Raw genomic sequence first — 23,607 nt, forward strand, 5'->3', positions numbered from 1 at the left:
GGCGAGACCGCTCGACGCGAAATGCGTCCTGCCTGCCGCCTACCTGCCAGGATGTCCGGATGCTTCAGCCCAGACTGGCGGTCACATCGTCGAACAATTCATCGACCGACAGGCGATGCGGAATGATCTTCTGATCGAGCGCCCAATCGATCGCCAGTTGCAGGCCCTTGCGGTTCGCTTCCATTCCGATCGGCGGAAAGATCGCGGGCACGCCGCCCTCGGTCAGCGCCCGGCTTTCGACGATCATCCGATACAGTTCGCGCACGATGTCCGGCCGCTGTTTCGGGATGTCCTCGTGCACGACGAACATATGATTGATCGGCACGACGCCTTCGCGGGCGAACCAGTCCTTGGCGGCGGCTTGCGCATCGGGCACCAGCGTGCGGACACGCGGGTCCTTCGGCATGTCCTCGCCCAGCAACGCCGCGGTCAGTTCGCCGTCGAGCATCATTTGCGGTATCGAGGAGCCCTTCGGCAGGCGCACGCAGTTTTCCGGATCGCTGTATTCGGCGAGATGGCCGTCGCCGAGCGTCATCCAGGTCACCTTGTCGAGATCGACGCCATATTCGTGCCGCAGAATGCCCCGGATCCACAGCGCGGTGGTCTGGGTATAGGTACGCACGCCCACCTGCTTGCCCTCGATATCCTTCGGATCGAGATGGCCGAAATCGCTGTTGTAGCCCGCGCAGTGATGCTGGAAACGCCCCGATATCGGCGTGGGCAGCAGAACATAGGGTTTGCCGAATGCCTTGGCCTGCAGGAACGTCACGATCGCGAGTTCGCCCGCGTCGAAGGCGTTTTCGCGCACCATGGCTTTGAACCCATTGTGCGCCGGCGTCGGTCCGCAAAAATCGAGCTTTACGATATCCGAGGTGACGCGACCGTCCTTCATCGCCTTCGTCACCGGGTAGTCGGCCAGGTTGGTGCGCAGCGTGGGCACACCCGTTAGCGTCGTTGTCATGTGTCGCCGTCCTTTATGCGTGATGGTATTACAGTCTGACTTCTATGAGACAGGGGCCGGGTTCGTGCACCGAGTTCGCCATCGCGCGATGAAACGCCTCCGCCGTATCGACGGCGACGGCGGGCACCCCCATGCTCTTCGCCATCGCCAGCCAGTCGATACGCGGGCGGTCGATGTCGATCATCGCCAGGGCGCGCGCGCCCGGTGCACCCGCACCCATGTTGGCGTATTCGGCCTTGAGGATCGCGTAACTGTTGTTGGCGAAGATGATCGTCGTGATGTTCAGGCTTTCGCGCGCATGGGTCCACAACGACTGAATGGTGTACATGGCGCTGCCGTCGCCCACCATGCAGAACACGCGCCGGTCGGGGCACGCGAGCGCGGCGCCGGTGGCGACGGGCGTGCCGTAACCGATCGATCCACCCATGTTGTTGATGAGGTCGTGCGGCGCGGCGCCGGCCGTCAGGCCCATCGTCTCGCGGCCGGTGGTCAGCGATTCGTCGACCAGAATGGCGTTCTCGGGCAATGCCGCGGCCAGCGCCTGCGCGATGCTCGTCGGCCCCAGCGCGCCGCTGGGGACCGCCGTGACCGAACCGGACTGAAGGACCGCGGCGACATTCGTCGCATCGAGTGCCTCGACCAGCATGCGCAGACCCGCGGCCCCATCCTCGTCGGTTTCGATCAGGGAATGCACGGCGGTGCCCGGCGACTTGAGCAGGCTCGGTTTATCGGGATAGCTGAAGAACGCGATGGGCTCCGTCGTCTCCACCGTGATGATGTGCCTGAAGCCTTTCAAATACTCGATGGCGGGGCCGACCGCGTAGGGAATACGTTCGAGCGGCACGCGGCCGACGCCGCGCTCGATCCGCGCGGTGAAGAATTGCGTCGCGATGCGGCATCCGGTCGCCGCCTTGATCCTGCCGGCCCATTCGAGCGCGGGGCCTCGTGTCGAACGGCCCGCGAGAATGATCAGCGCGGGCTCGCCGGAACGGAGCACGCGCGCGATATGCTCGATGCGCGCCGCGTCCGGTACCTTCGTGCCGGCCGCCGCGGGTGGGGGCGCGACGGGCGTGCCGTCGATGCCGGTCTCCTGCCATGACGCGTCCCCGGGCAGGATGAGCGTGGCGATGCGTCCCGGGTGTTCGCTCGCCTTGCTCACCGCGGTGGTGACGTCACCGGCCACGGCCCGCGCGGATTCGACGCGTCGCACCCAGTGACTCAGCGGCCGTGCGAGACCTTCGATATCCGACATCAGCGGCGGATCGTATTTCAGATGCGCGGCCGAGTGGTCGCCCACGATGTTGACCATGCCGGACGAGGCACGTTTGGCATTATGGATGTTCGCCAGCCCATTCGCGAGTCCCGGGCCGAGGTGCAGCAGTGTCGACGCCGGCGTGCCCTTCATCCGGTAATAGCCGTCCGCGGCGCCGGTGCAGACGCCCTCGAACAGACACAGCACGCTGCGCATGCGCGGATTCTCCAGCGCCTTCAGAAAGTGCATTTCCGAAGTGCCGGGGTTCGCGAAACAGATATCGACACCCTGATCGGTCAGTGTCTGAACCAGGCTTTCCGCTCCGTTCATTTAATACCCCGCCATCTCGCGCGCCGCGCCCACGACACCGTAGCTGCGCTGCGGTGCGGACATCAGGAAGCGGTACCCTTCTTCGATAAGCCGCTGATGGTTCTTCGCGGTGACATGCGGGTTTCCCACCACCACCTTGTGCTTGTGGCAGATTTCGACGATCTGGCGCATCGCATCCAGGACCACGGGGTGCTCGTACTCGCGGGGGTAGCCGAGTTGCTGACTGAGATCGCCTTCGCCGATCAGGATGAAGCCGATGCCGGGGACGTTCGCGAGAATGTCGTCGAGGTTCTCGATCGCCTCGGTGCTCTCGCACATCAGGCCGACGAGGATTTCCCCCTGCGGCGCGAGCGGCCAGACATCCGCGCGCTTGTAATACTCGGGAACGCTCACCCCCCAATAACGCGCCGCCGTGGCGGGACCATCGCCGCGCACGCCCTTGGGCTCGTACAACGGCGCATTCTTCGGACGCGCGTACCGGCACGACGCCACGGCATTGTAGGCTTGCGCCACCGTCGACACGTGCGGCCACACCACGCCATAGGCGCCGCGATCGAGCACCTGCTTGGCGAAGGCCTGATTCATCTCGGCGCCGTTGGCCGGAATGCGGGCGATCGGCGTGACGCGCGGCGCGACCGAGCCGGATTCGGCGATCGCCTTGCGGTTGAGCATGTACTGCAATGCGTCGCCGAGCGCGGACACGTCGTAGGGGTTGTGCTCCATCTCGAAAACGATGCCGTCGTACGGCGCGTCGCTCATCTCGATGGCGGTCTGCTTGTCCAGCTTGGAGAACGCGGTGAAAGCGGGCTTGCCGGATTCGAAGGCGCGAATGATGCTGTTGAGTCGGGTGTCGCTCATGCTGTGTCTCTCTCTTTGATTGGCGGGACCGTCGGCGGCGCAGGCCGAATCAGTCGGCGGCTTTCCAGTACATGAAGCCCATGCCCTCGCCGGTGCCGGCAGGCGTGCGCCAGCAAGGCACGTAGTCGACCAGGGTCATCGCGGCGCCCGTTTCCTGCACGGCCTTCATCACGCTGACGTAGAGTTTGATCTCGGAGGTGCCGGACTGATAGGAACGGTCGTCCACCGCGGCCAGACCGTCGTAATCGTATTCGGCCAGCATCTTCATGATCCTGCGGTCGAATTCCTCGTCGTTGACGAAGTGGGACAGACCGCCGGAGGCGAAGATGCCGACCCGTACGTCCTCCGGCCAGGCGTTGACGGCATCGCGCAGCACGCGGCCGAACTCGATGCAGCGTGACATCGAGGGCTGGGTGGGCGGATAAAAGCAGTTCATGATGATCGGGACGTGCGGCGGCGGATTGTCGTCCATGATCTGGTGATACACGAAGCTGTACGCATGCGGGGCGACGGGATAGTCGGGCAGCGGCTTCATCCAGACGTTGTCGGGCCAGGCGAAGAGATCCGTCAGATCGAAACCCTCGCGCTGGAAACTGTCGATCAGATGGGTCGCCAGCTTCGGATGACACTGGTGCGTGACGTGATGATCGGGCGCGTACACCGGCCGCTGCGGCGGGCCGTTATGTACTTCTTCGCCAGTGTAGATGGCGATCGATGGCGAGAAATCGAGGAAGATTTCCTTCTGGTCCTTCCCCAGGATGATCGCGACGTCGATGTCCGCTTCGCGATACGCCTCGGCCATCTTGTCCAGCGCCACCCGGCAACGCGCGGCGCGCGCGGTGCGCTCCTCGATCGTCAGGAACGGCTCGAACGCCGCGCCGCGGTGCGCTTCCAGTTCGGGATAGGTCCACGTCCGGTTGCGAAACCACAATTCCGGATTGTTGCGGTCCCGTTCCCCGTTCTTGAGCCAGTCTTCCGGCGCCTGCCCCAGCATCCCGCTGTGGGGCACCGCCATTCCGAATACGATCTTCGCCATGAAAGATTTTCCAGTCAGATGTCACCGGCCGGGCCGGTAACGTTGGTTTTCACTTGCCGCTGCAACGCGTGCAAACCGCGCATTTAGACCGCGCGTGCATGAAACCTTGGGTTAAATTTGCCGCAGCGTGCCGGGAGCCTCGCTGACCTTGGGTGCCCATTCGGGGCGGAACATGATCGCCGTGGCGGCCGCACCGATCACCAGGAACACCAGAATGACGATCATCGGCAGGTCATAGCTGCCGCTGACATGCAGCAGCCATCCGGACAGACTCGCCGCGACGCCGCCCGCGAGACTGGTGGCAAGCTGCTGCACGCCCGTGACCAGACCGATCGCCTGCCGGGGAATCAGGGTCAGACGGGACAGCACCAGATTGTTCGCGGTCGCGAGGCCCAGGAAGGAGAGCGAAAACACGTTCCAGAACAGCGCCATGTTCAGCGAATGGGCATAGGCGCCGAGCAGGACGGTGCAGCCGCCCACGAAACCGGCGATGGTGAAAGCCTTGCGTACCCGAGCCGGATCATGCCCGCGGGCGATGATCCGGTCAGCCGCCCATCCCGCCACCACCGCCACGACCGCGATGCCGGCGAAGCTGAAAAACGTGAAGAGCCCGGACTTGCTGATCGAGAGGCCGCGTTGCTCCACCAGATAGGCGGGCATCCACGTCATGCAGTAAAACGTGAAATACCCGTAGCAGAAGTTCGTTATCAGGCCGCCCCACACCACCGGGCTGGACAGGACGCTGGCGAACGTGACCGATCGGGCCCGTTGATTCGCCAGCACGAGTTCGGCCCGTGAGGGGAAATCGCTGCGGACCAGCATCAGCCACGGGATCAGCCACATCATGCCGACGAGGCCGGTCGCGATGAACATGGCCTGCCACGAGTAATGCACGATGAACCAGGCGCCGATCGGCGCGCCCAGCGCCGGGCCGAACTTGTTGCCCATCGCCAGGATGCCGGTGGCGAATCCGTGCTGGCTTTCGTCGAAATTGTTGCGAATCCAGCGGTAGCTGGCCGGTATCACGATCGCCTCGGCCACGCCGACGATCAGGCGCATGACGATCAGGCTCTGCAGCGTGGTCACCATTCCCATCAACGCGGTGACGGCGCACCACAGGGCGAAACAGACCGCGTACGGCCATTTGACCCCATAGCGGTCCGCCACCCAGCCCATCGGCACCTGCAACAGGCCGTAGGACCAGAAGAAGGCGGAATTGACCCAGCCGCGGTCGACGTTCGTCAGCGCGAATTTCCGGATGAAACTCGTGTCCGCGAGCACGCTGGAGATGCTGGTGCGATCGACGAAGGAAATCAGCACACCTGTTGCAAGGAGCGCGAGAATGCACCATCGGCTCGCGTCCGCCACGGGTTCCAGCTTGCTCGGCTCCTTTATCGTCTCCATTCCCTGCCTTTTTTCGGTTCGTATGACTTCTGTTTCACATTCGTCCGACGCTTTTCTCGCGCCTTGGACGACACGCCGCGGCGCTTCAGGCCAGAACGGGGTACAACCGCTGCGCCGTCTTGCCGAATACCCATGCGCGGTCTTCCTCGCTCAGGCTTTGCAAACCCGTCTGGGCCGTCGCGAGAATCTCCGCGAGGGTACCCGGCGAGGTCGGGAAATTCGATCCCCAGGCCAGGCGCTGCGCGCCGAATTCCTGCACCACGCGCGGGAAGAACGTTTCCGCGCTGGCCTTCTCCTTCTTCACGTCGCCGAAGATCCGCGGCGTGAGCTTCAGGTAGATGTTTTCGAGCGGCGCGAGGTCGAACAGGCTTTGCGCTTTGACGTAAGGCGCGCCGTCGGCCACTTCGGGGCGTCCCAGGTGGTCGAGGACGATCGCCACGCCGGGAAAACGGCGGGCGAGCGCCGTGACCTGCGGAAGACCGATCGGCCCGGTCTGGATACACATCGGCAGACCCAGTTCCGCACACAGTTCCCACGCCGGAAAGGCGCGGGGATCGTCGAGTTCGCTGGGGTCGAATTCCTTCGTGCTGCCGCCCGTGAACAGGCGCAGGCCGGCCAGACCGCGGTCGGTCCATTCCCGGATGCGCGCGGGCGCGTCCGGTTGGAGTACATCGACGGAACCGACGGCCGCGAGGCGATCGGGATACTTCGCGCATCCGTCCACCACGTAACTGTTGTCGAAACCGTAGGTGGTCGAGGAATGCACCACGGCCGCCTTGGCGACCCCGGCATCGTCCATCGCCGCGATCAGGGTCTCGACGGTCGTCGGACGCTCCTTCGACCATTCCGAACGCTTGCCGAACAACGGCGCCGGCGGATAGCGGCCTTCATCGTCGGAAATGATGTGGGGGTGAATATCAACAATCGAGGAAGCCATGAATGCCTTGTCCTTTTCTGATTATGCCGAGTGCGTCGAGATCATTTCGCGTATGCTTTGAGCCGCGCGTCGAGACGCGGATAGACGCGCCGCGCATTGCCCTCGAATATCTTGAAACGATCCTCGTCGGTCAAGAACTGACAGGCGTCGATGTAGCGCTTGGTATCGTCGAAATACTGTCCGGTGGCCGGATCCCTGCCGCGCACGGCGCCCACCATTTCCGAGCCGAACAGCACGTTGTCGGACGGTATGACCTTGGTCAGCAGCTCGACGCCCGGCTTGTGATAGACGCAGGAATCGAAGAAGATATTGTTCAGCAGGCCTTCGAGCGGACGGTCGCGCATCTCGAGCGACATGCCGCGATAGCGGCCCCAGTGGTAGGGAACCGCGCCGCCGCCGTGCGGAATCACGAAGCGCAGCGTCGGGAAATCCTTGAACAGATCGGACTGCAGGATCTGCATGAACACCGAGGTGTCCGCGTTCAAATAGTGCGCGCCGGTGCCGTGAAAGCAGGGATTGCACGACGCGGCCACGTGAATCATCGCGGGCACGTCCAGATCGACCAGCGCTTCGTAGAGCGGGTACCACTCGCGGTCGGTCATCGGCGTGCCCGTCCAGTAACCGCCGGTCGGGTCGGGATTGAGGTTGCATCCCACGAAACCCAACTGCTCCACGCAACGGCGCAGTTCGGGGATCGAGTTGGCGGGCGCGGCGCCCGGCGACTGCGGCAACTGGCAGACCGGCGCGAAGTTGTCCGGGTACAGCTCGGTCACGCGCAGCACGAGGTCGTTCGAGACCTCGGCCCATTCCAGGCTCGTGCGTTCGTTGCCGAGATGGTGGCTCATCAGGCCCGCGATGGGCGAGAACAGCGTCAGATCGCTGCCCCGTTCGCGTTGCAGCTTGAGTTGACCGTTTTCAATCGCATCGCGAATTTCGTCGTCGCTCACGTGCGCGCTCTCGCGCGACGGTGCGTTGGCCGGATCGTTCGCGAATTCGACCTGTTTGGCGCGCCAGTTGCGGAACGACGCAGGCACGGTCGTGAAGTGGCCGTGGCAATCGATAATCATAGTCTCTCCGTTCGGGTCATTGTGCCAAGGGGTCGACGAACAATTCGCTCGTGGACATCCGACGCGGCGTGAGGCCCTGCTTGAACGCCGTGGCTTCCAGCGTTTCGATGGTCTTGCGGTTTTCCTCGAGGCCGTAGGGCAGCGGGTCATGGCCCACGATCTTGCGCAATTCGAGATACTTTTTGTCGCCGGCGGTGGTCGCGGTACCCGCGTCCAGGCGTGCCAGCCATTCCTTCTTCGCCTGCGCGAAGGCATCGAAAAGCGATTTCGCGATCCACGGGTGCTCGGCCAGCACCGAATCCTTGACGACGATCGTGCCGTGCATCGGGTACACGCCGGTCCGGGCGTAATAGTCCGCTTCGAGTTCCGTGGCGTTGGGCAGCAGGTCCGGATAGTCGGCCTCGACCTCCTTCCAGCCGCCGGTGGGGGCGCCGGTGCGGCCAATGCCCGCGGCGGCGGCGAAGCCCGCCGACAGTTCTCCCTTCGCCATCATTTCCGCCAGCGACGTGCCTTCGGGAGCATGAATCACATTGGACGGCAGCTTGAGTTGCGTGACGTGTTCCTCATCGTCCACCACCCACGTCACCTTCGACGAATCCACGCCGAATTCGTCGATCAGGACCTGACGCGTCCACACGCCGGTGGTCACCGAATAGGCGCGCACGCCCACTTTCTTCCCTTCGAGATCCTTCGGCGTCTTGATGCCGGCATCGGGACGGATCAGCAGACCGCCATGATGAAAGCGCCGCACCACGAAGATCGGTAGCCCCACGAACGGCGCGCCGTAGGCGCGGGCGATGATGTAGGTCGTGGGCGCCAGTTCGCACACGTCGAATTCGACGTCGCGCACCATCCGGCGGAACGCGCCGATCTGGGGCTGGACGTTTACGAACTCGGGCTCCACACCCTCGATGGGAATCGATCCGTCACGGATGGCCACGGTGTGCGGATGTCCGGCAATGGCGATTTTGAGCGGCACTTTCTTGGTCAACGTCTTCTCCTTGAGCTTGTGCGTCGTGGACGGCGGCGTCGGGCGTTCCACGTCCGAGGCCCCGTCTCGATGGGGAAAGAATAGAAGACGTCGGACCTCCCGTCTTTACACAAAACGAAGATTCAATGGCACTTTTCGCGCGGGCCTGCGGTGCGGCCGGGCGGGGTGCGGGGGAGCGTCCGGTCGAATCGAAAAGTCCCGACGAATCTGGTTTTTGTGCAGGGACGACTCCTGGCGGATCCCCTATTCTGTCTTTCCGGAAATGGCCGTCACCCATACAGATAAAAGAGGCTTCGCTTGAGAAGAGCCGCGGTGGAGAATCGCTGGGCCGTTCTGGTGCTTCTCGCACTCGGACTGTTGATTTCCTTCGTCGACCGCACGAGTCTGTCGTCGGCGCTGGCGGACCGGCACTTCGTGCGGGAATTCGCGCTGACGAGCGTCGATCGCGGCTGGCTCAATTCGGCCGTTTTCTGGTCCTATGGTCTTTTCCAGATGCCCATGGGCTGGCTGGTGGACCGTTATGGCGTGAAGTGGCCCTATGCGCTTTGTTTCCTGCTGTGGTGCATCGCCGCGGCGACGACCGGTCTGGTGAACACGCTGTCCGCCCTGATCGTCGTACGACTGCTCATCGGCATGGCCGAAGCCATCGTGGTTCCGGCCACCTACCGCTATCTCGCGAACCACTTCGAGGAGACCCGGAAGGGCACGGCGCTGGGCATTTTCTCGATCGGAGGCAAGATGGGGCCGGCGCTGGGCGCGCCGATCGCGGCCTGGATGATCGTGGCGTACTCCTGGAAGGCGATGTTCGTCATGACCGGTCTGGTCGGACTGATATGGCTGGTGCCCTGGCTGCTCACGGTCCGCAACGATTATCCGTCGCGGGAGGAACTCGCGGCGGCGATCCACCGCGCCGCCTCGGTGCCGCTGAGGAATCTGCTGTCCAGCCCGGTGGTCTGGGGCGGCTTGATCAATAATTTCTGCTACAGCTATTTCGCGTTTTACTGCATGACCTGGATGCCCGCCTATCTGGTGGAGCAGCGCGGCCTCTCGCTGGAAAGGTCCGGGCTCTATACCTTCTTCAGCTTCGCCGGCATCGCGATCGTCGCGGCCCTCGCCGGCTGGTTCGCGGACCGGATCATCGCCCGCGGCCGGGACGCGGTGGCAGTGCGCAAATGCTTCATCATCGCCGGCTTCATCGGCGGCACGACCGTGCTGTTCGGTGCCTATGCGTCGTCGCTCGGCGCGGCGCTGTTCTGGAACGTGTTGTCGCTCTCGCTGCTCGGGCTGGTCACCGCGAACAATCTGGCCCTGTGCAAGCTCACCCTGATCCCGAAACAGGCGGTCGGGTTGAACACGGGCCTGCAGCAGGTGGCCACCAGTCTCGCCGGCGGGGTATCGGCCAGCCTGTCGGGCTGGCTGCTGCATATCGGCGGCAGCTACCAACTGCCCATGATGGCCATCTTCGTGTTTTTGCTGGCGGGTGCCATGAGCACCGGCATCCTGATGCGGCGCAAATGGGCGCCGCGGGTCAATGACATGGGGGAAAGACATGCAATGGCGCCTTGACGGGCACCGCCGGCCAGACGCCGGCGTCGGCGCTCGTCTCAGAATTTGTGCGTCATCCCGAGAATGACGGCTTTCGCATAGCCCCCCGGAGCGCCGGCAATGCCGGAATATTGCGTGCCGTCCAGGGTGAAATCGGCGTAGTTTCGGTTCTGGATGACGCCGCCCGCCGCATAGAGAATGGTGCGCTTCGAGAAGAAATACTCGTAGATCGTCCCCAACTGCTGGGCATTGTTTCCCTGACCCGTCTTGTCATGCGCGTAGCCGTACAACACCGACAGAAAATTCGCCGGGTTGAAGGCATAGGACGCGGATAGCGCGTAAATATCGAGATCTTCGGTATGGTTGCTCAGCTTTTCGGATTCGAAGGCGGCGTACAGTCTGAGGTGACCGAAATCGTAGGAGACGCCGCTGCGGAAGACGCGTTGGAGCGTGGTTCCGGTCGCACTGCCCCACTGCTCGTAACCGATCACGGCGTGAAACGGGCCATTCAGGTAGCGCAACACGCCGTTGTACAGTTCCAGGCCATTCTGGGGTTTCGTGGTGGAGTCGCGCATGGCCACCATGACCTGCGCCGTCAGGCCCATGATCGTGGGCGAGAAATACGTGATGGCGTTATTGGCCCGGACCGTCGGATCCTGAAAGTTGTTGATCGGCGACGCGAAGCTTTTCACCGCCGTGGGATCCATCTGGGCGTTCAAAAACAGATATTCCGGCTTTTTCTGCCGGCCGAGGCGAAATTCGCCGTAGGTACCGGCTATGCCGATCCACGCCAGGCGGTTGAACGCCGCGGTCGCGACGGTGGCGGCGCCGGTTTCGCCCGAAAAACCTTGTTCCAGCGTGAAGTTCAGTATCGTTCCGCCGCCGAGGTCTTCCGCCCCCCGCAAGCCATATACCGTCGCGAAAAGTCCGCTGGACACCGCCCGAACCGCCGAACCCGCTCCCCCGTTCTGGAATTCGATGCCATTGTCCATCACGCCATAGAGCGTGAGGGTGGATTGCCCATGGGCGACACTGGCAACGCAAACCGATGCCAGACACAATGCACTTCGCAGTATTTTCACGCTGTCTCCACCCTATTATTATTGCTGCAATATTTTTTAAATCGCCTCCATTTCAATCAATTCGGTCATGCTCATCATATTCAACCGCTGAATTCCGAAGAGATTTTGCCTAAGAGAGTATTCGATACGCCATTACGCGTCTTTGCACAAAAGTGCTTTTCGATGGAACTTTTTGCATTTTTCAGGCTGCCGGCAGCAGCTATTTCCAGGCGACGATTACGAAAATCAATTCGTTACGCATACCTAATGAAAAAATGTTTTGATGCGCGATGTTCCGCCGCGCGCCAGGGTTTTCAACGACGAATGTTTCGGGGGCGCGCGGAGTACGCTTCAGGAAGGAATGCGGGGGCAGCTAAAACCGGCGGAGCGCGTGGTTTCGAATCGCAGCGTTCGACATTCAGAACCGATCGGCGGAGAAAGGCGCCAGACGCGCCGGATCGAGCTGTCCCGTCAGCGCCGACGCCATCAGCCGGGCCGTCGCCGCCGAACCGGTCAGGCCGAGATGGCCGTGGCCGAAGGCACACCATAGCCCCGCGTGTCCGGGCGCCGGCCCGATGACGGGAAGCGAGTCGGGCAGACAGGGGCGATGACCCATCCAGGTCGTGCGCGCGGCGTCGGGCCGCAATGCCGGCAGACCGCGCCGCGCATGCTCGAAGAGCAGCGCGGCGCGGCGCGCATCCGCGTGCCGTTCGAGGCCACCGAACTCCACGGTGCCCGCCACGCGCAGCCCGCTTTCCATCTGGGTGATGAAGACCTTGCGGTCCACCAGCACTACCTGGCGTTGCAGGCGCAGGCCCGATTCGCCCACGTGCACGTGGTAGCCGCGCTGCGATTCGAGCGGCACCGCCACGCCGAGCGGCGCCAGCAAGCGCGCGGACCACGCGCCCGCGGCCAAGACCACCTGATCGGCACGGCGCATTCCCGCTTCGGTTTCGGCTTCCCACGCCGTGCCCGCGCGCCGGATCGCCCGCACCGCGCTCTGTTCGAAGGTCACGCCGCGCTCGCGGGCGGCACGCGCGATCGCACGACCGTACTCGAGCGGGTCCGACACCCAGGCCTGGTCCGGCAGGAACAGGCCCGCCTCATAACCGGGGCCAACCTGCGGTTCGAGCTCCCGGATCCGCGCGCCCTCGACGAATTCCGAGGTGAGTCCGTACGCTTCCTTGATCGCCCATCCCTGGCGATCCTTGTGCATGGCCGCCGCATCCGGGTAAAGATGCAGTTGACCGGTGTCCTGCACCCGGCCCGGGCAGCCCACTTCGGCCGCCAGCGCGTGATGCAGCGGCACGGATTCGGAGAGCAACGCATCGAGCGCGCGGGAGATGGCGGCGACCCGCTCGGGCTTGGCCGATGCGACGAAGCGCACCAGCCAGGGCGCGGCCCGCAGGAGATAACTCATCGGCAGATAGAGGGGTCCCGTCGGATCGAGAAGCATGCCGGGCACCGATTTCATCAACCCCGGCATCGCCAGCGGCACGACCGAACGCGAGGAGATCGCCCCTGCATTGCCCGATGAGCACTCGCTCGCGACCGGGCTGCGGTCGAGCACGACGACGTCGAAACCGGCCTTGCGCAGTTCGTACGCGGTGCACAAGCCGACAATCCCGGCACCCACCACCAGCACCGATCCCTTCTCCTGCTGCCTCATCGTCTTGCCCTCCTTTGTCGGACGCTCATCTTACGCGAATCGCGCCGGACGCTCGCGCGCACCGCCATGCGACGGCGGACTTCCGCGTCCCTCGCTCAAACGAGGCAGCGAAAATCGGCACCGCCGCGAGCGCCCGAATTCCCGGGATATCGCCGATTCCTGGCGAATTATTTATCCGCAGATGTTCCTCCATAAAGAACCCGGAATCTCGCCGCGCATCGGGATGAAAAATGAAACGCAATTCCGGCGCGTTTGATCGAATGAAGTAAACAATCGTTTGTACATTGGAAATGCCATTTCACTGCAAAAAAACGCATCTTTAAAAATTCATTTTTCAAATCAATATGTTGCAAAAAATAGATGGAAATTCCACAGTAATTCGAGAATTTTTTTGCTCATTTCCATCACCAATCTCTTCAGGGGAACGCAGACCGGTCGTTATCCGGCTTTAGGAGTGCGGTTGCAGGTTCGCATAGAACCCATGCCACGGGCATGCCACCGTGAATTCAATCCTTTTCATCGAAGGCTGGAAATGCTCAAACAGATCAGAATCAAAACCAAACTGATCACCGGATTCGCTATCCTCGCGGCAATGGTGTTGCTGGTATCCGGTCTATCCCTTCGCGCGCTCGATCAATCGACGGACGCGTTCTCGAATCTCGTCAACGGCGTGATCGCGCGCGCGGACCTGGCCGCCAGGCTGCGCACCGCCGTGGACCGCCGCGCCATCGCCGCCCGCAATCTGGTTCTGGTCACCAGCGCAACGGATATCGCCATCGAAAAAACCGCGGTGAATCAAGCCGAGCAGGACGTCGAGACCAATCTGGCGCAGTTGCAGGAAATGATGTCGACCGGGCGCGATGTCAGCGATAACGGCCGTGTACTGGTCGGCGAAATGGTGCGCGTTGAGACACTCTACCGGCCTGTCGCCGCCGACATCGTCGCACTGACGCTGAAGGGTCGGCGCGACGCCGCGATCCTCCGCCTCGACAACGACTGCCGTCCGCTGCTCGCCGCGCTGATCGGCGCCACCGACGCCTACGCGCGGCAGACCCACGACCACCAGCAGGCGCTGGTGCAGCGCTACGCGGACACGTTCAGGATGCAGCGCAATCTGCAGATCGCCGTTTGTCTGGCCGCGCTCGTGCTGGCCGCCGCCGCGGGCGCGATCATCACGCGCGCGATCGCCGGTCCGATCGGCACCGCCGTCGACGTGGCGCGTACCGTCGCCCGGGGCGACCTGCGCAGCCGCATCGTCATCGACCGCGACGACGAAACCGGCGAACTGCTGCGCGCGTTGCGCGACATGAACACCTGCCTGACCGATACGGTCGGCCGCGTTCGCGACAGCAGCAGCGCGATCGGCGGCGCGGCGCGGGAAATCGCCACCGGCAATATGGACCTCAGCCAGCGCACGGACGAGCAGGCCGCGGCCCTGGAAGAAACGGCGGCGAGCATGGAACAGCTCACCGCGGCGGTCAGGCAGAATACCGAGAACGCGCGACAGGCCAGCACGCTCGCCGGCCGCGCCTCGGGCGTCGCGCGTCAGGGCAGCGACGTGGTAGGGCGTGTCGTGATGACGATGCAGGGCATCAGCGAGAGCGCGGACCAGATCGCCGACATCACCGGCATCATCGAGGGCATCGCGTTCCAGACCAACATCCTGGCGCTCAATGCGGCGGTGGAGGCGGCGCGCGCCGGCGAACAGGGCCGTGGCTTCGCCGTGGTGGCCAGCGAGGTGCGCAGCCTCGCCCAGCGCTCCGCCGGCGCGGCCAAGGAGATCAAGGCATTGATCACCGCCTCGGTGAGCAAGGTGCGCGATGGCGCGCTCCTGGCGAACGAAGCCGGGCAGACGATGGCGGACGTCACGCGCGAGGTGGAGGGCGTGTCGCGCATCATGGGCGAGATCGCCACGGCATCCATCGAACAAAGCCGGGGCATCGAGCAAGTCAACCACGCGGTCGCGCAGATGGACGATGTGACCCAGCAGAACGCGGCGCTGGTCGAACAGGCGGCCGCGGCGGCGCAATCGCTGGAAGACCAGGGAAGGCAACTCAACGCCGCCGTCGCGTTCTTCGTCACCGAGGGCATCTCAACCCAGCCAGGCGAATATCGATAGCGCCAGCAGTACCGTCAGCGCACCGCCGATGCGCGTCGCGATCTGCGCGAACGGCATCAAGGCCATGCGGTTGCCGGCCGTCAGGATCGCGACGTCGCCGGTGCCGCCCAGGCCGCTATGCGTGGCATTCACCATGGCGGCTTCCACCGGATGCATGCCGACACGGCGGCCCACGAAGAAACCCGTCACGACCAGCGTCACGACCGTCGCGGTGGCGGTCAGGATATTCGCCCAGTGGAACGCGGTGACGATTTCTCCCCACGGCGTCATCGCCACGCTGATGGCGAACATCAGCGGATAGGTGACCGCCGTCGAGAAGAAACCGTACATGATGCGCGCCCCGTCGCGCACGCGGGGCGAGACGACCTGAAGCAACTGCGCCGCGGTCACGAGCAGCAGCATCACGACGGGCGCGGGCCAGCCGAACCATTGGTGACTGAGTTCGCCGATGAGATACATCGCGATCGCCATGGCGCCCGCCGCGGCCAGCCAGCGCACGTCCATCAGGGGACCCGCGGCGGCCCCCGGCGTCGCCGGGGAAGGCGCGGCGCTTCCTGCCGCCGCTCCTGCCGCCGCTCCTGCCGCCGCTCCTGCCGCCGCTCCTGCCGCCGCTCCTGCCGCCGCTCCTGCCGTGACTGCCGCTCCTGCCGCTCCTGCCGCTCCTGCCGTGACTGCCGCCGTATCGACGGCGGGCGATGGCGGCATCGCCCGCATCAACTGGCCGTTGCCGGTCCATTCGGGCCGCCGCGTCCCCAGATAGTGCAGCACGCCCGCGCAACAGATCGCCACGATGTTGCCAAGCATCACCGCGGACAGGACCTGCGCGAAAAGCGGCCCCTGCGAGACGCCCAGCGTTTGCGCGAATCCCGCCGACAAGGGCAGCGCGCCTTCGCCCACGCCTCCGGCCATGATCGGTACGACGACGAAAAACAAGGTATGTTTGGCGCCCAGGCCGAGCAAGGTGCCCACGCCCGTGCCCACGATGGCCGCGGCGACGGAACCGGCGAACACCGGAACGAAGATTTTCGCGAAACCGCGAATCAGGGTCTGCCGGTCCATGCCGAGGACGCTGCCGACGATGATCGCCGCGATGAACAGATACAGGAAATTCGTGTTCTTCGTGAACGCCGTCACCGATTTCGTGATGGCGTCGGGCATCGCGTGATAGTAGATCATCGCCGACGGCAGGAAGGCGGCGAAGATCGACGTCGCGCCGACATGGCGGATCCACGGAATACGCTTGGCCAGCTCCGCGCACGTGAAACCGCCGACCGCGACGAGGGCGATGCCGGTGGGCAGATCGGCCGCGAGCTTGCCCCAGACCGTCATCGCGCCCAGCACGCAAACCAGCACGAGATAGACCGGTAGCGGCAAAACGCCGATCTGTACATCGAAGAAGGCCCACCACCCCTCCTTTCCGCCGCCGCGCCCTACGCCGGCCGGCAGGGCACCCTCCTGTTTCTCCTGCATCTCATCTCCTGATTTTTTTATTGTGAACGGCGAGGAGGCGCGTACGGCACGCACCTCGTTACTCTCGTTTTTTGCCGAATTCCCGCAGCACCCATTCGGAATCCTGTCCGAAAGCCGGTGCCGCATACGGTTCCGGCCCGGGCGTGCGACCGAAGTGGACGGCGCGCTTCAGGCCGCGATACGCGCCCACCGCCGGATGGTCGAAATGGGCGATCATGTCTTCCGCGAGCACCTGCGGATGATCGAACATGTCTTCCACCGTGCGGGCGGCGGCGCAGGGCACCTCGTCGCCAAACAGATTTTCCCAGTCGCGCGCGCTTTTCTCGCGCAATGCGGCATGGAGCTGCGGCACGATCTCGTCGACGTGCAACGCACGCTTCTTGACCGAATCGAAGCGGCTGTCCCCCGCCAGCGCGTCCAGGCCGGTCTTGCGGCACAGGGCTTCCCAGAAATGCGGCGTGTTCGCGGAAATATAGATATACCCGTCGAGCGTGGGATGCAGCCCGGTGATGCCGCCCGAGCGCATGTCGCGGTTGACCTCCCGGGGCTCTCCCTCGGCCCAGATCAGTCGCGCCGACTGCATGGCAAGCGCGCTGCGCAGCAACGACACGCCGACATATTGACCCGCGCCGCTGCGCTCGCGCTCGAACAGCGCGGAGGACACCGCGCCGGCCAGCAGCGACGCCGCGTAATAGTCCACCACCGAGCCGTACAGGATTTCGGGCGGCCCGTCCTCCTTGCCCTGCATCGCGCACATGCCGGTCATGGTCTGCAATACCTGGTCGTAGCCCGCCTTGCCCTTCAAGGGTCCGGTTTCGCCGTAGCCGGTCACCGCGCAATAGACCAGCCGTGGATTGATCTCGCGCAGACGTTCGTAGTCGATCCGCAGGCGCAGGGGAACGCCCGGCCGGAAGTTGTGCACCAGCACGTCGGCCTGCGTCACCAGCACGTCGAGCGTGGCGAGATCCTCGGGTTTTTTCAGGTCGAGCACCAGCCCCAGCTTGCTGCGGTTGACCCCCAGGAACGCGCGGCTTTCGCTTTCCAGCGTCGAAGGGTATTTCCGCAGATTGTCGCCGCTGGGCGGCTCGATCTTGATCACTTCCGCGCCCTGGTCCGCCAACAGGCTGCAGCCATAGGGACCCGCGATGTAGGCGCTCAGATCGAGCACGCGGATGCCGCTCAGCGGTCCACGCGTCGCGGGCGTCGTTGCCGGTCTCCGGGAGGGGCCGTTCATATGCTGTCTCCTTGTTCGACGATGCGGCCCGCCTGCGCGAGGATGGCGCGGGCCCGCGCCAGAAACGGCGCATCGATCATTTTTCCGTCGACGACCCAGGCGCCGACCTGATCGGCGTGGGCGCCTTGCGCGGCGTCGACGACCCGCCGCGCGTGAGCGATTTCGTCGGGCGTGGGCGCGAACACCGCATTCGCCAGAGCGACCTGACTGGGATGAATGCAGCTCTTGCCGATGAAACCCAGGTGCTTCGCCAGCCGCGCTTCCGCCTGGAATCCCGTCTGGTCGCGGATATCGGCGAACGCGGCGTCGTAGGCGAAGACCCCGGCTTCTCCGGCGGCCATGCGCATCGCGAACATCGCCTGCTGTACCGCCGCGGTCTCGTGCCGCGCGATGCCCAGCGGTTCGAACAGATCGCCCAGACCCAATTGCAGACCCTGCACCCGCGGATGGCTCGACGCCAGTGCATAGGCCTGCCGCAGTGCGGTGGGCGATTCGATATTGAGCAGCAGGCCGATCGGCGTTTGCACGCCGTTGGCGCGCTCGGCCCGCTCGAGGCGCCGCACGGCGTCGAGGACGTCGTCGGGGTGGCGGGGTTTCGGCAGATTGAGCAGCGTGACGCCGTCGCGCACGATTTCCGCGAGATCGGCATCGAAATGCGGCGAGTCGACGGGGTTGACCCGAACGATCACGGTTTTCCCGGAAAACCGCGCTTCGCCTTGCGCCGTATCGAGCAGAAACCGCCTGAGATGCGCGCGGGCCTGCGGCTTGACCGCCTCCGCTACGGCGTCTTCGAGATCGAAGGACACCGCATCGGCCGGGCCGGCCAGCGCCTTGGCGAAGAGTTCGGGGCGGGACCCGGGAACGAATAGTTTGCTTTTCATCGTTTCAGTGTAGAGAGACGGAGACACAAGATAAATCCCTATAATGTTCTTTCAAACATAAGAGAAACTATTTTTATGGAAACGGCATTCCTGGCGAGCTTCGTCCTGGTGGTCGAAACGGGGTCGATGGCCGAGGCGGCGCGACGGCTGGATCTCTCCGCGGCCGCGGTCGCGCAGCAGATCCGCGCGCTCGAACGGGAGTTCGGTGCGCCGCTGCTGGCGCGCGCGGGGCGCACCGTGTCGGTCACGCCGGCGGGCAGCCGCATCGTCGCGCAGTCGCGCGCATTGCTGCGCGATCTGGCGGACATCAAGGTGGCCGCGAACGATCAGCATGCGACCGGCGAACTGCGCCTCGGCACCATCAACACCGCGCTGCACAATTTTCTCCCGGACATCCTGGCCGATTTCACCGAGGCCCATCCGCACGTCAAGGTCTTCATTCAGTCCGGCACTTCCGCGGAACTCTATGACGCATTGAACCAGGGCGATGTCGACGCCGCGGTCTGCACGCATCCGGTGTTCTCCATCCCCAAGGCGTTCGCCTGGCGCCTGCTGCGCGAGGAACCGCTGGTCGTCATCGCGCCGCGGCGGCTGGCGGCGCGGGACCCGCACGAACTGCTCGCGCATGCGCCGCTGATCCGCTATGACCGCACGCTGTCCGGGGGCCGGGAGGCGGACCGCTACCTGCGCCGCATGGGCATCGTGCCGAACGAGCGGCTCGAACTGAGCTCCCTTCTCGCCATCGCGATGATGGTCGATCGCGGCCTGGGCGTATCGCTCGCGCCGGATGTCGCGTCGCCGCTCACCGGCGATCTCGCCCTCGCCCGTCTCTCCCTGCCGGAAGCCTCCGAGCCGCGCCGCTTCGGCATGCTGTGGAAACGCGCGTCCGTGCGCGAGCCGCTGATCCAGCGCTTCGTCGACACCGCCGCGCGGCACGCGGGCACCGTTGGTCATTGAATGCGGCGCGGAGGTACCCGCCGTCACCGGTTTCTCAGATGAAGATCAGCAACGCCGCGCCGAAGACCACCGCGGCCAGCAAAAAGGTCATGACCGTGAAACCGAGCACGCGTTGCACGCCGACTCCCGCCATCGCCACCACCGGTGCCGCCCAAAAAGGCTGCAGCATGTTCGACACCTGCTCGCCCATCGCGACCGCCATCGTCGTGCCGGGCACGGAGGCGTGCAACGCCACCGCCGCGGGTATGACGAAAGGCCCCTGCACCGCCCAGTGGCCGCCGCCGCTGGGCACCAGGAAGGTGACGAGCAGCGAACTCACGTAGCTCCAGAACGGCAGGGTATGCGCGGTGGAGATCTGGATGAAGAAATGCGACAGCACGTCGGGCAATCCGGTGGCGTCCATGATGCCCATGATGCCGCCATACAGGGGGTATTGCAGCATCATCGAACCGGTCTGGCGCGCGGCGTTCCTGACCGCGTCCGCGTACGCGAGCGGATAGCCGTGCAGCACCACGCCACCGACGAACATCAGGAAGATCACCGCGTTCACCCCGGAAAACGCGGCGAGATGCCGGGTGAGCGCCATCACCAGGAACGACAAGCCCGCCAGGCCGATGAAGGCGCTGCCCACCCAGGAGTTCTCGATCCACTGCGCGGGGGTAAGGCGGCCACGCAGACGCCGCCGCACGGGCGCATCCGGATTTTTTTCAAGATCGAGTACGATCGCATCCTGATCGCGCGGCTTGACGAGCGCGAGCACGACGGGCGTGAGCACCAGCATCGCCAGCACCGGCACGAGATTGAAGCGCGTGAATACCATTTCACTGAAGGGCAGGACCCGGCCCGTGAGCTTCTCGACGACATTCATCGCGCTGCCGTGGGTCGACTGCGCCAACGCGATCGAACTCGAGATGCCGCTGGCCCACACCACCCATCCTGAAAATCCCGCGGCCACGATCCAGGCGAAGTCGACGCGCATGCGTTTCGCCACTTCGCGCGCCAGCAGGGCCGCCACCACCAAACCCAGCCCCCAATTGAAGAACGAGGCCGCCGCGACCGACAGAAAGGTCAGCGCGGCCGCCTGCACCGGCGTGCGCGCCACCGAGACGATCGTCCGAAACAGCGCCTGTACCGGCCGCGCATGGGCGAAGGCATGCCCCGTCACGAGCACGAGCGTGATCTGAAACGCGAACGTCAGGATGTTGAAGAAGCCTTTGTACCATCCGTCGACGATGCCGGCGAACGAGACGCGCGGCGCGATCAGCGCGGCCACCACCGTCACCACCATCGTGATCAGGATGGCGAGCACGAAGGGGTCGGGGATGATGCGTTCGAACAGGCCGATGGTGGCATCGGTGACGCGCAACCGTGACCGGCCGCCGGGGGCATCGCTGGCGGGCGTCATCGCAGGCCACCCAGGTGGGAAGAGTGCATCATTTTCGTCTCCTTATGATTATTGTGTAGTGGCTCGAATCCATACAATTCGGCCGGTGTCGTCACGAGCACTTTTTGATAGGTGGCGTCGTCCTCGACCCAGTCGGACAACGCCTCGGCCAGACGGATATCGTCGGGTTTGTCGTGCGTTTCGGTCACATGCGGCCAATCGCTGCCCCAGACGAGGCGCTCGGGCGCCGCCGCGATCCAGGCCCGGGCGACCGTCGCGACGTCCGCGTAGTCCGCGACCCGCGAATCGAGATAGGGGCCCGACAGTTTCATCCACGTCCGGCCCCGTTCCAGCAGCCCCCGCACGATCGCGAAGGCGGGATGCGCGGTGCCCTGCGGCATGGGCAGGCGGCCTAGATGGTCGAACACGATGCGGCTCGGCAAACGGCGCAGCAAGGACGCGTGCGCGACGATCTGGTCGGCGGTCCAGTGCAGCTGCACATGCCAGCCCAAGGCCTGGATGCGTTGCGCCAGCGGCTCGACCATGTCGAATCCGACGGCTGCCCGCGCGGCGGTATACAACGTAAAGCGCACGCCGCGTATGCCGCCCGCGTGCAACCGGGCCAACTCCGCGTCGCTCACGTCGGGGTGCAGGACGGCGACGCCACGGGTGTGCGCCAGGCCGAGTTTCCGAATCGCGTCCAGGGTGACGGCGTTGTCGACGCCATAGGGGCGCGGCGTCACGACGACCGTGCGCCGCGTACCCACGCGCTTCTGGAAATGATGTTGGTAGTCATGCGCCGTGGCCGCCCCGGCCAGCGTGCCGGCATGGGCGAACCCCGCGTCGTATACGTGCATGTGCGCATCGCACGCCAGCGCCGGCATGGGCCGTGTCCGTGACATGTCGTGTCTCCTCTTTTTTTCTTGCTGCGACGACACGGTGTCCGTTTCCGACCGGACAGGTGTCGACCGTCTCTCAAGATGAGTCTAGACAGACGGGCACGAAAGATAAAGCGAGCTGAACCGCATTCATACTTAAGTAAAACTATCTTTTCAGGAGACGCGCATGCGCCCGTTGCCGGCGTCCGCGACGGTGCGGCACGTCAGGAAAAAGCGGCGTTAAAAAGCGGGAGTCGGAAAAAGGGATGAGGGGAAAGCGCAGCGGGAAACCGCCGGCACGGCATACCGCCCTGCCAGCGATGTACCGCGCGCGCGGCCATTGGCGTTCACCGGACAGCGGCGCGCGTCAATCCGCCCACGCGGTGTTTCAGGGCGCCGGATTCGGCTGGATCTGGTGCAGTGCCTCGATCTCGGCAATGACGTCGTCCGACAGCTTGACGTTCACGCTATCGATATTTTCCTGCAGCTGGGCGATCGACGTGGCGCCGATGATGGTGCTGGTCGTGAAGGGCCGGCTGTTGACGAACGCCAGCGCGAACTGCGTGGGCGTCAAACCATGCTGCTTCGCAAGCGCGACATAGCGGCTGACGGCGGCGACCGACTCCGGCTTGCTGTAGCGCTGGAAGCGTTCGAACAACGTGATGCGCGCCCCGGCCGGCCGCGCGCCGCCTTCGTACTTTCCCGACAACCAGCCAAAGGCCAGCGGCGAGTAGGCCAGCAGACCGATGCCATCGTGATGGGAGAATTCCGACAATCCCAGTTCGAAGGTACGGTTCACCAGGCTATACGGATTCTGAATGCTCACGACACGCGGCAGGCTCAGCTTTTCCGCGGCCCGCAGGAATTGCGCGACGCCCCAGGGCGTTTCGTTCGACAGGCCGATGTGCCGGATCTTGCCCGCCTTGACCAGGTCGGCCAGCGCGCTCAGCGTTTCCTCGATCGGCACCGTGTACGCATCCTCGACCCACGGATAATTGGTACGTCCGAAGGTCATCGTGCTGCGGTCGGGCCAGTGGAGCTGGTACAGGTCGATGCGGTCGGTTTGCAGGCGCCGCAGGCTCGATTCCACCGCGGCGACCAGATTCGGACGGTCGAACTGGTTGGCGTCGCCGCGAATGTGACGCGGATTGTGCGGCTGCCGCGCGGGGCCGGCGATCTTCGTCGCCAGCACGATCTTCTCGCGCGCGCCCGGCGTCTTCGCCAGCCAGGTACCGATGTATTCCTCGGTGCGCCCCTGCGTTTCCGGGCGTGGCGGCACCGGATACATTTCGGCGGCATCGACCAGGGTCACGCCCTGTTCCAGCGCGAAGTTCAACTGCTCGTGCGCTTCGGCCTCGGTATTCTGCTCGCCCCAGGTCATCGTGCCCAACCCGATGAGGCTCACGTCGATACCGCTGTCCCCCAGTTTCCTGTACTCCATCATGACATCCTTGCGAAGGGTGGTTCGAAACGACGACGCTATCACAAAGCGCGGCATCCCGACGGCGCCGGCCCCGGCCCCGGCCGGGCGCGGGCATTCGCGGTATGCTGGAACGCGAGCCCCGCCCCCGGA

Annotated in this window: 19 protein-coding genes; 3 read left to right on the forward strand and 16 right to left on the reverse strand. The window is 64.4% G+C overall.

Going from position 1 to position 23,607, the window contains the following annotated elements; all coding sequences use genetic code 11:
• Positions 1-64: 64 nt before the first annotated feature.
• The 8 genes from OVY01_RS02910 to OVY01_RS02945 all read right to left on the reverse strand — a co-directional run bounded on the left by OVY01_RS02910 (position 65) and on the right by OVY01_RS02945 (position 8,836).
• Entirely contained in the window at positions 65-961 is an 897-nt protein-coding gene (locus tag OVY01_RS02910; RefSeq protein WP_267845516.1) for a substrate-binding domain-containing protein, read from the reverse strand.
• A 28-nt stretch (positions 962-989) separates the two neighbouring features.
• Positions 990-2,543, reverse strand: coding sequence for an acetolactate synthase large subunit (locus OVY01_RS02915; RefSeq protein ID WP_267845517.1), 1,554 nt, complete (start codon positions 2,541-2,543; stop codon positions 990-992).
• The gene (locus OVY01_RS02920) at positions 2,544-3,401 is read right to left on the reverse strand and encodes an HpcH/HpaI aldolase family protein (RefSeq protein ID WP_267845518.1); all 858 of its coding nucleotides are present in this window, start codon (positions 3,399-3,401) and stop codon (positions 2,544-2,546) included.
• Between the two features lie 49 nt (positions 3,402-3,450).
• Positions 3,451-4,437, reverse strand: a complete 987-nt coding sequence (locus OVY01_RS02925; RefSeq protein WP_267845520.1) for a DODA-type extradiol aromatic ring-opening family dioxygenase — start codon at positions 4,435-4,437, stop codon at positions 3,451-3,453.
• Positions 4,438-4,548: 111 nt separating this feature from the next.
• Positions 4,549-5,841: an MFS transporter gene (locus tag OVY01_RS02930; RefSeq protein WP_267845521.1), complete on the reverse strand. Its 1,293-nt coding sequence runs from the start codon at positions 5,839-5,841 to the stop codon at positions 4,549-4,551.
• 85 nt (positions 5,842-5,926) lie between these two features.
• Positions 5,927-6,778, reverse strand: coding sequence for an amidohydrolase family protein (locus OVY01_RS02935; RefSeq protein ID WP_267845523.1), 852 nt, complete (start codon positions 6,776-6,778; stop codon positions 5,927-5,929).
• A 41-nt stretch (positions 6,779-6,819) separates the two neighbouring features.
• A complete protein-coding gene (locus OVY01_RS02940) occupies positions 6,820-7,845 on the reverse strand; it encodes an amidohydrolase family protein (protein ID WP_267845525.1) in 1,026 nt (341 codons plus the stop codon).
• 16 nt (positions 7,846-7,861) lie between these two features.
• Positions 7,862-8,836, reverse strand: a complete 975-nt coding sequence (locus tag OVY01_RS02945) for an ABC transporter substrate-binding protein (RefSeq protein ID WP_267845527.1) — start codon at positions 8,834-8,836, stop codon at positions 7,862-7,864.
• A gap of 312 nt (positions 8,837-9,148) precedes the next feature.
• Here OVY01_RS02945 and OVY01_RS02950 point away from each other — a divergent pair, with 312 nt between their 5' ends.
• The gene (locus OVY01_RS02950; protein ID WP_267845528.1) at positions 9,149-10,402 is read left to right on the forward strand and encodes an MFS transporter; all 1,254 of its coding nucleotides are present in this window, start codon (positions 9,149-9,151) and stop codon (positions 10,400-10,402) included.
• Positions 10,403-10,440: 38 nt separating this feature from the next.
• Here the strand turns inward: OVY01_RS02950 and OVY01_RS02955 are convergent, their stop codons facing one another.
• The gene (locus OVY01_RS02955; RefSeq protein ID WP_267845530.1) at positions 10,441-11,463 is read right to left on the reverse strand and encodes a porin; all 1,023 of its coding nucleotides are present in this window, start codon (positions 11,461-11,463) and stop codon (positions 10,441-10,443) included.
• Positions 11,464-11,860: 397 nt separating this feature from the next.
• Positions 11,861-13,111 (reverse strand): NAD(P)/FAD-dependent oxidoreductase, encoded by a 1,251-nt coding sequence (locus OVY01_RS02960; RefSeq protein WP_267845532.1) that lies wholly within the window; start codon positions 13,109-13,111, stop codon positions 11,861-11,863.
• A 532-nt stretch (positions 13,112-13,643) separates the two neighbouring features.
• Between OVY01_RS02960 and OVY01_RS02965 the strand changes: the two genes are divergently transcribed.
• Positions 13,644-15,230: a methyl-accepting chemotaxis protein gene (locus OVY01_RS02965; RefSeq protein WP_267845533.1), complete on the forward strand. Its 1,587-nt coding sequence runs from the start codon at positions 13,644-13,646 to the stop codon at positions 15,228-15,230.
• Here OVY01_RS02965 and OVY01_RS02970 read toward each other — a convergent pair.
• The 3 genes from OVY01_RS02970 to OVY01_RS02980 are packed head-to-tail and all read right to left on the reverse strand — an operon-like array spanning position 15,204 to position 18,815.
• On the reverse strand, positions 15,204-16,700 hold the full coding sequence (locus tag OVY01_RS02970; RefSeq protein WP_267845535.1) for a 2-hydroxycarboxylate transporter family protein: 1,497 nt from the start codon (positions 16,698-16,700) through the stop codon (positions 15,204-15,206). The two genes, OVY01_RS02965 and OVY01_RS02970, sit on opposite strands and share 27 nt — an antisense overlap.
• Before the next feature lie 58 nt (positions 16,701-16,758).
• The gene (locus tag OVY01_RS02975; protein ID WP_267845537.1) at positions 16,759-17,934 is read right to left on the reverse strand and encodes a CaiB/BaiF CoA transferase family protein; all 1,176 of its coding nucleotides are present in this window, start codon (positions 17,932-17,934) and stop codon (positions 16,759-16,761) included.
• Entirely contained in the window at positions 17,931-18,815 is an 885-nt protein-coding gene (locus OVY01_RS02980) for an HpcH/HpaI aldolase/citrate lyase family protein (protein ID WP_267845539.1), read from the reverse strand. Before OVY01_RS02980 ends, OVY01_RS02975 begins: the two co-directional genes overlap by 4 nt.
• Positions 18,816-18,890: 75 nt before the next feature.
• On the opposite strand from OVY01_RS02980, the gene OVY01_RS02985 reads away from it, so the two are divergent.
• Positions 18,891-19,772, forward strand: a complete 882-nt coding sequence (locus OVY01_RS02985; protein ID WP_267845540.1) for a LysR substrate-binding domain-containing protein — start codon at positions 18,891-18,893, stop codon at positions 19,770-19,772.
• Positions 19,773-19,806: 34 nt separating this feature from the next.
• Here OVY01_RS02985 and OVY01_RS02990 read toward each other — a convergent pair whose 3' ends face one another.
• The 3 genes from OVY01_RS02990 to OVY01_RS03000 form a co-directional block, all read right to left on the reverse strand.
• Positions 19,807-21,177 (reverse strand): short-chain fatty acid transporter, encoded by a 1,371-nt coding sequence (locus OVY01_RS02990; RefSeq protein WP_267845542.1) that lies wholly within the window; start codon positions 21,175-21,177, stop codon positions 19,807-19,809.
• Positions 21,174-22,058, reverse strand: a complete 885-nt coding sequence (locus tag OVY01_RS02995; RefSeq protein ID WP_267845543.1) for an amidohydrolase family protein — start codon at positions 22,056-22,058, stop codon at positions 21,174-21,176. Before OVY01_RS02995 ends, OVY01_RS02990 begins: the two co-directional genes overlap by 4 nt.
• Before the next feature lie 364 nt (positions 22,059-22,422).
• Positions 22,423-23,475: an NADP(H)-dependent aldo-keto reductase gene (locus OVY01_RS03000; protein ID WP_267845544.1), complete on the reverse strand. Its 1,053-nt coding sequence runs from the start codon at positions 23,473-23,475 to the stop codon at positions 22,423-22,425.
• Positions 23,476-23,607: the final 132 nt, after the last annotated feature.

The sequence above is a fragment of the Robbsia betulipollinis genome, from assembly GCF_026624755.1.
GTDB classification, from domain to species: domain Bacteria; phylum Pseudomonadota; class Gammaproteobacteria; order Burkholderiales; family Burkholderiaceae; genus Robbsia; species Robbsia betulipollinis.

What these genes read in the sequence shown, in the direction of transcription:
- OVY01_RS02925 (WP_267845520.1), bottom strand. Translation starts at nt 4,437, where the DNA reads ATGGCGAAGATCGTATTCGGAATGGCGGTGCCCCACAGCGGGATGCTG.
- OVY01_RS02980 (WP_267845539.1), bottom strand. Translation starts at nt 18,815, where the DNA reads ATGAAAAGCAAACTATTCGTTCCCGGGTCCCGCCCCGAACTCTTCGCC.
- OVY01_RS02935 (WP_267845523.1), bottom strand. Translation starts at nt 6,778, where the DNA reads ATGGCTTCCTCGATTGTTGATATTCACCCCCACATCATTTCCGACGAT.
- OVY01_RS02995 (WP_267845543.1), bottom strand. Translation starts at nt 22,058, where the DNA reads ATGTCACGGACACGGCCCATGCCGGCGCTGGCGTGCGATGCGCACATG.
- OVY01_RS02975 (WP_267845537.1), bottom strand. Translation starts at nt 17,934, where the DNA reads ATGAACGGCCCCTCCCGGAGACCGGCAACGACGCCCGCGACGCGTGGA.
- OVY01_RS02940 (WP_267845525.1), bottom strand. Translation starts at nt 7,845, where the DNA reads ATGATTATCGATTGCCACGGCCACTTCACGACCGTGCCTGCGTCGTTC.
- OVY01_RS03000 (WP_267845544.1), bottom strand. Translation starts at nt 23,475, where the DNA reads ATGGAGTACAGGAAACTGGGGGACAGCGGTATCGACGTGAGCCTCATC.
- OVY01_RS02930 (WP_267845521.1), bottom strand. Translation starts at nt 5,841, where the DNA reads ATGGAGACGATAAAGGAGCCGAGCAAGCTGGAACCCGTGGCGGACGCG.
- OVY01_RS02970 (WP_267845535.1), bottom strand. Translation starts at nt 16,700, where the DNA reads ATGCAGGAGAAACAGGAGGGTGCCCTGCCGGCCGGCGTAGGGCGCGGC.
- OVY01_RS02965 (WP_267845533.1), top strand. Translation starts at nt 13,644, where the DNA reads ATGCTCAAACAGATCAGAATCAAAACCAAACTGATCACCGGATTCGCT.
- OVY01_RS02910 (WP_267845516.1), bottom strand. Translation starts at nt 961, where the DNA reads ATGACAACGACGCTAACGGGTGTGCCCACGCTGCGCACCAACCTGGCC.
- OVY01_RS02920 (WP_267845518.1), bottom strand. Translation starts at nt 3,401, where the DNA reads ATGAGCGACACCCGACTCAACAGCATCATTCGCGCCTTCGAATCCGGC.
- OVY01_RS02985 (WP_267845540.1), top strand. Translation starts at nt 18,891, where the DNA reads ATGGAAACGGCATTCCTGGCGAGCTTCGTCCTGGTGGTCGAAACGGGG.
- OVY01_RS02960 (WP_267845532.1), bottom strand. Translation starts at nt 13,111, where the DNA reads ATGAGGCAGCAGGAGAAGGGATCGGTGCTGGTGGTGGGTGCCGGGATT.
- OVY01_RS02990 (WP_267845542.1), bottom strand. Translation starts at nt 21,177, where the DNA reads ATGACGCCCGCCAGCGATGCCCCCGGCGGCCGGTCACGGTTGCGCGTC.
- OVY01_RS02915 (WP_267845517.1), bottom strand. Translation starts at nt 2,543, where the DNA reads ATGAACGGAGCGGAAAGCCTGGTTCAGACACTGACCGATCAGGGTGTC.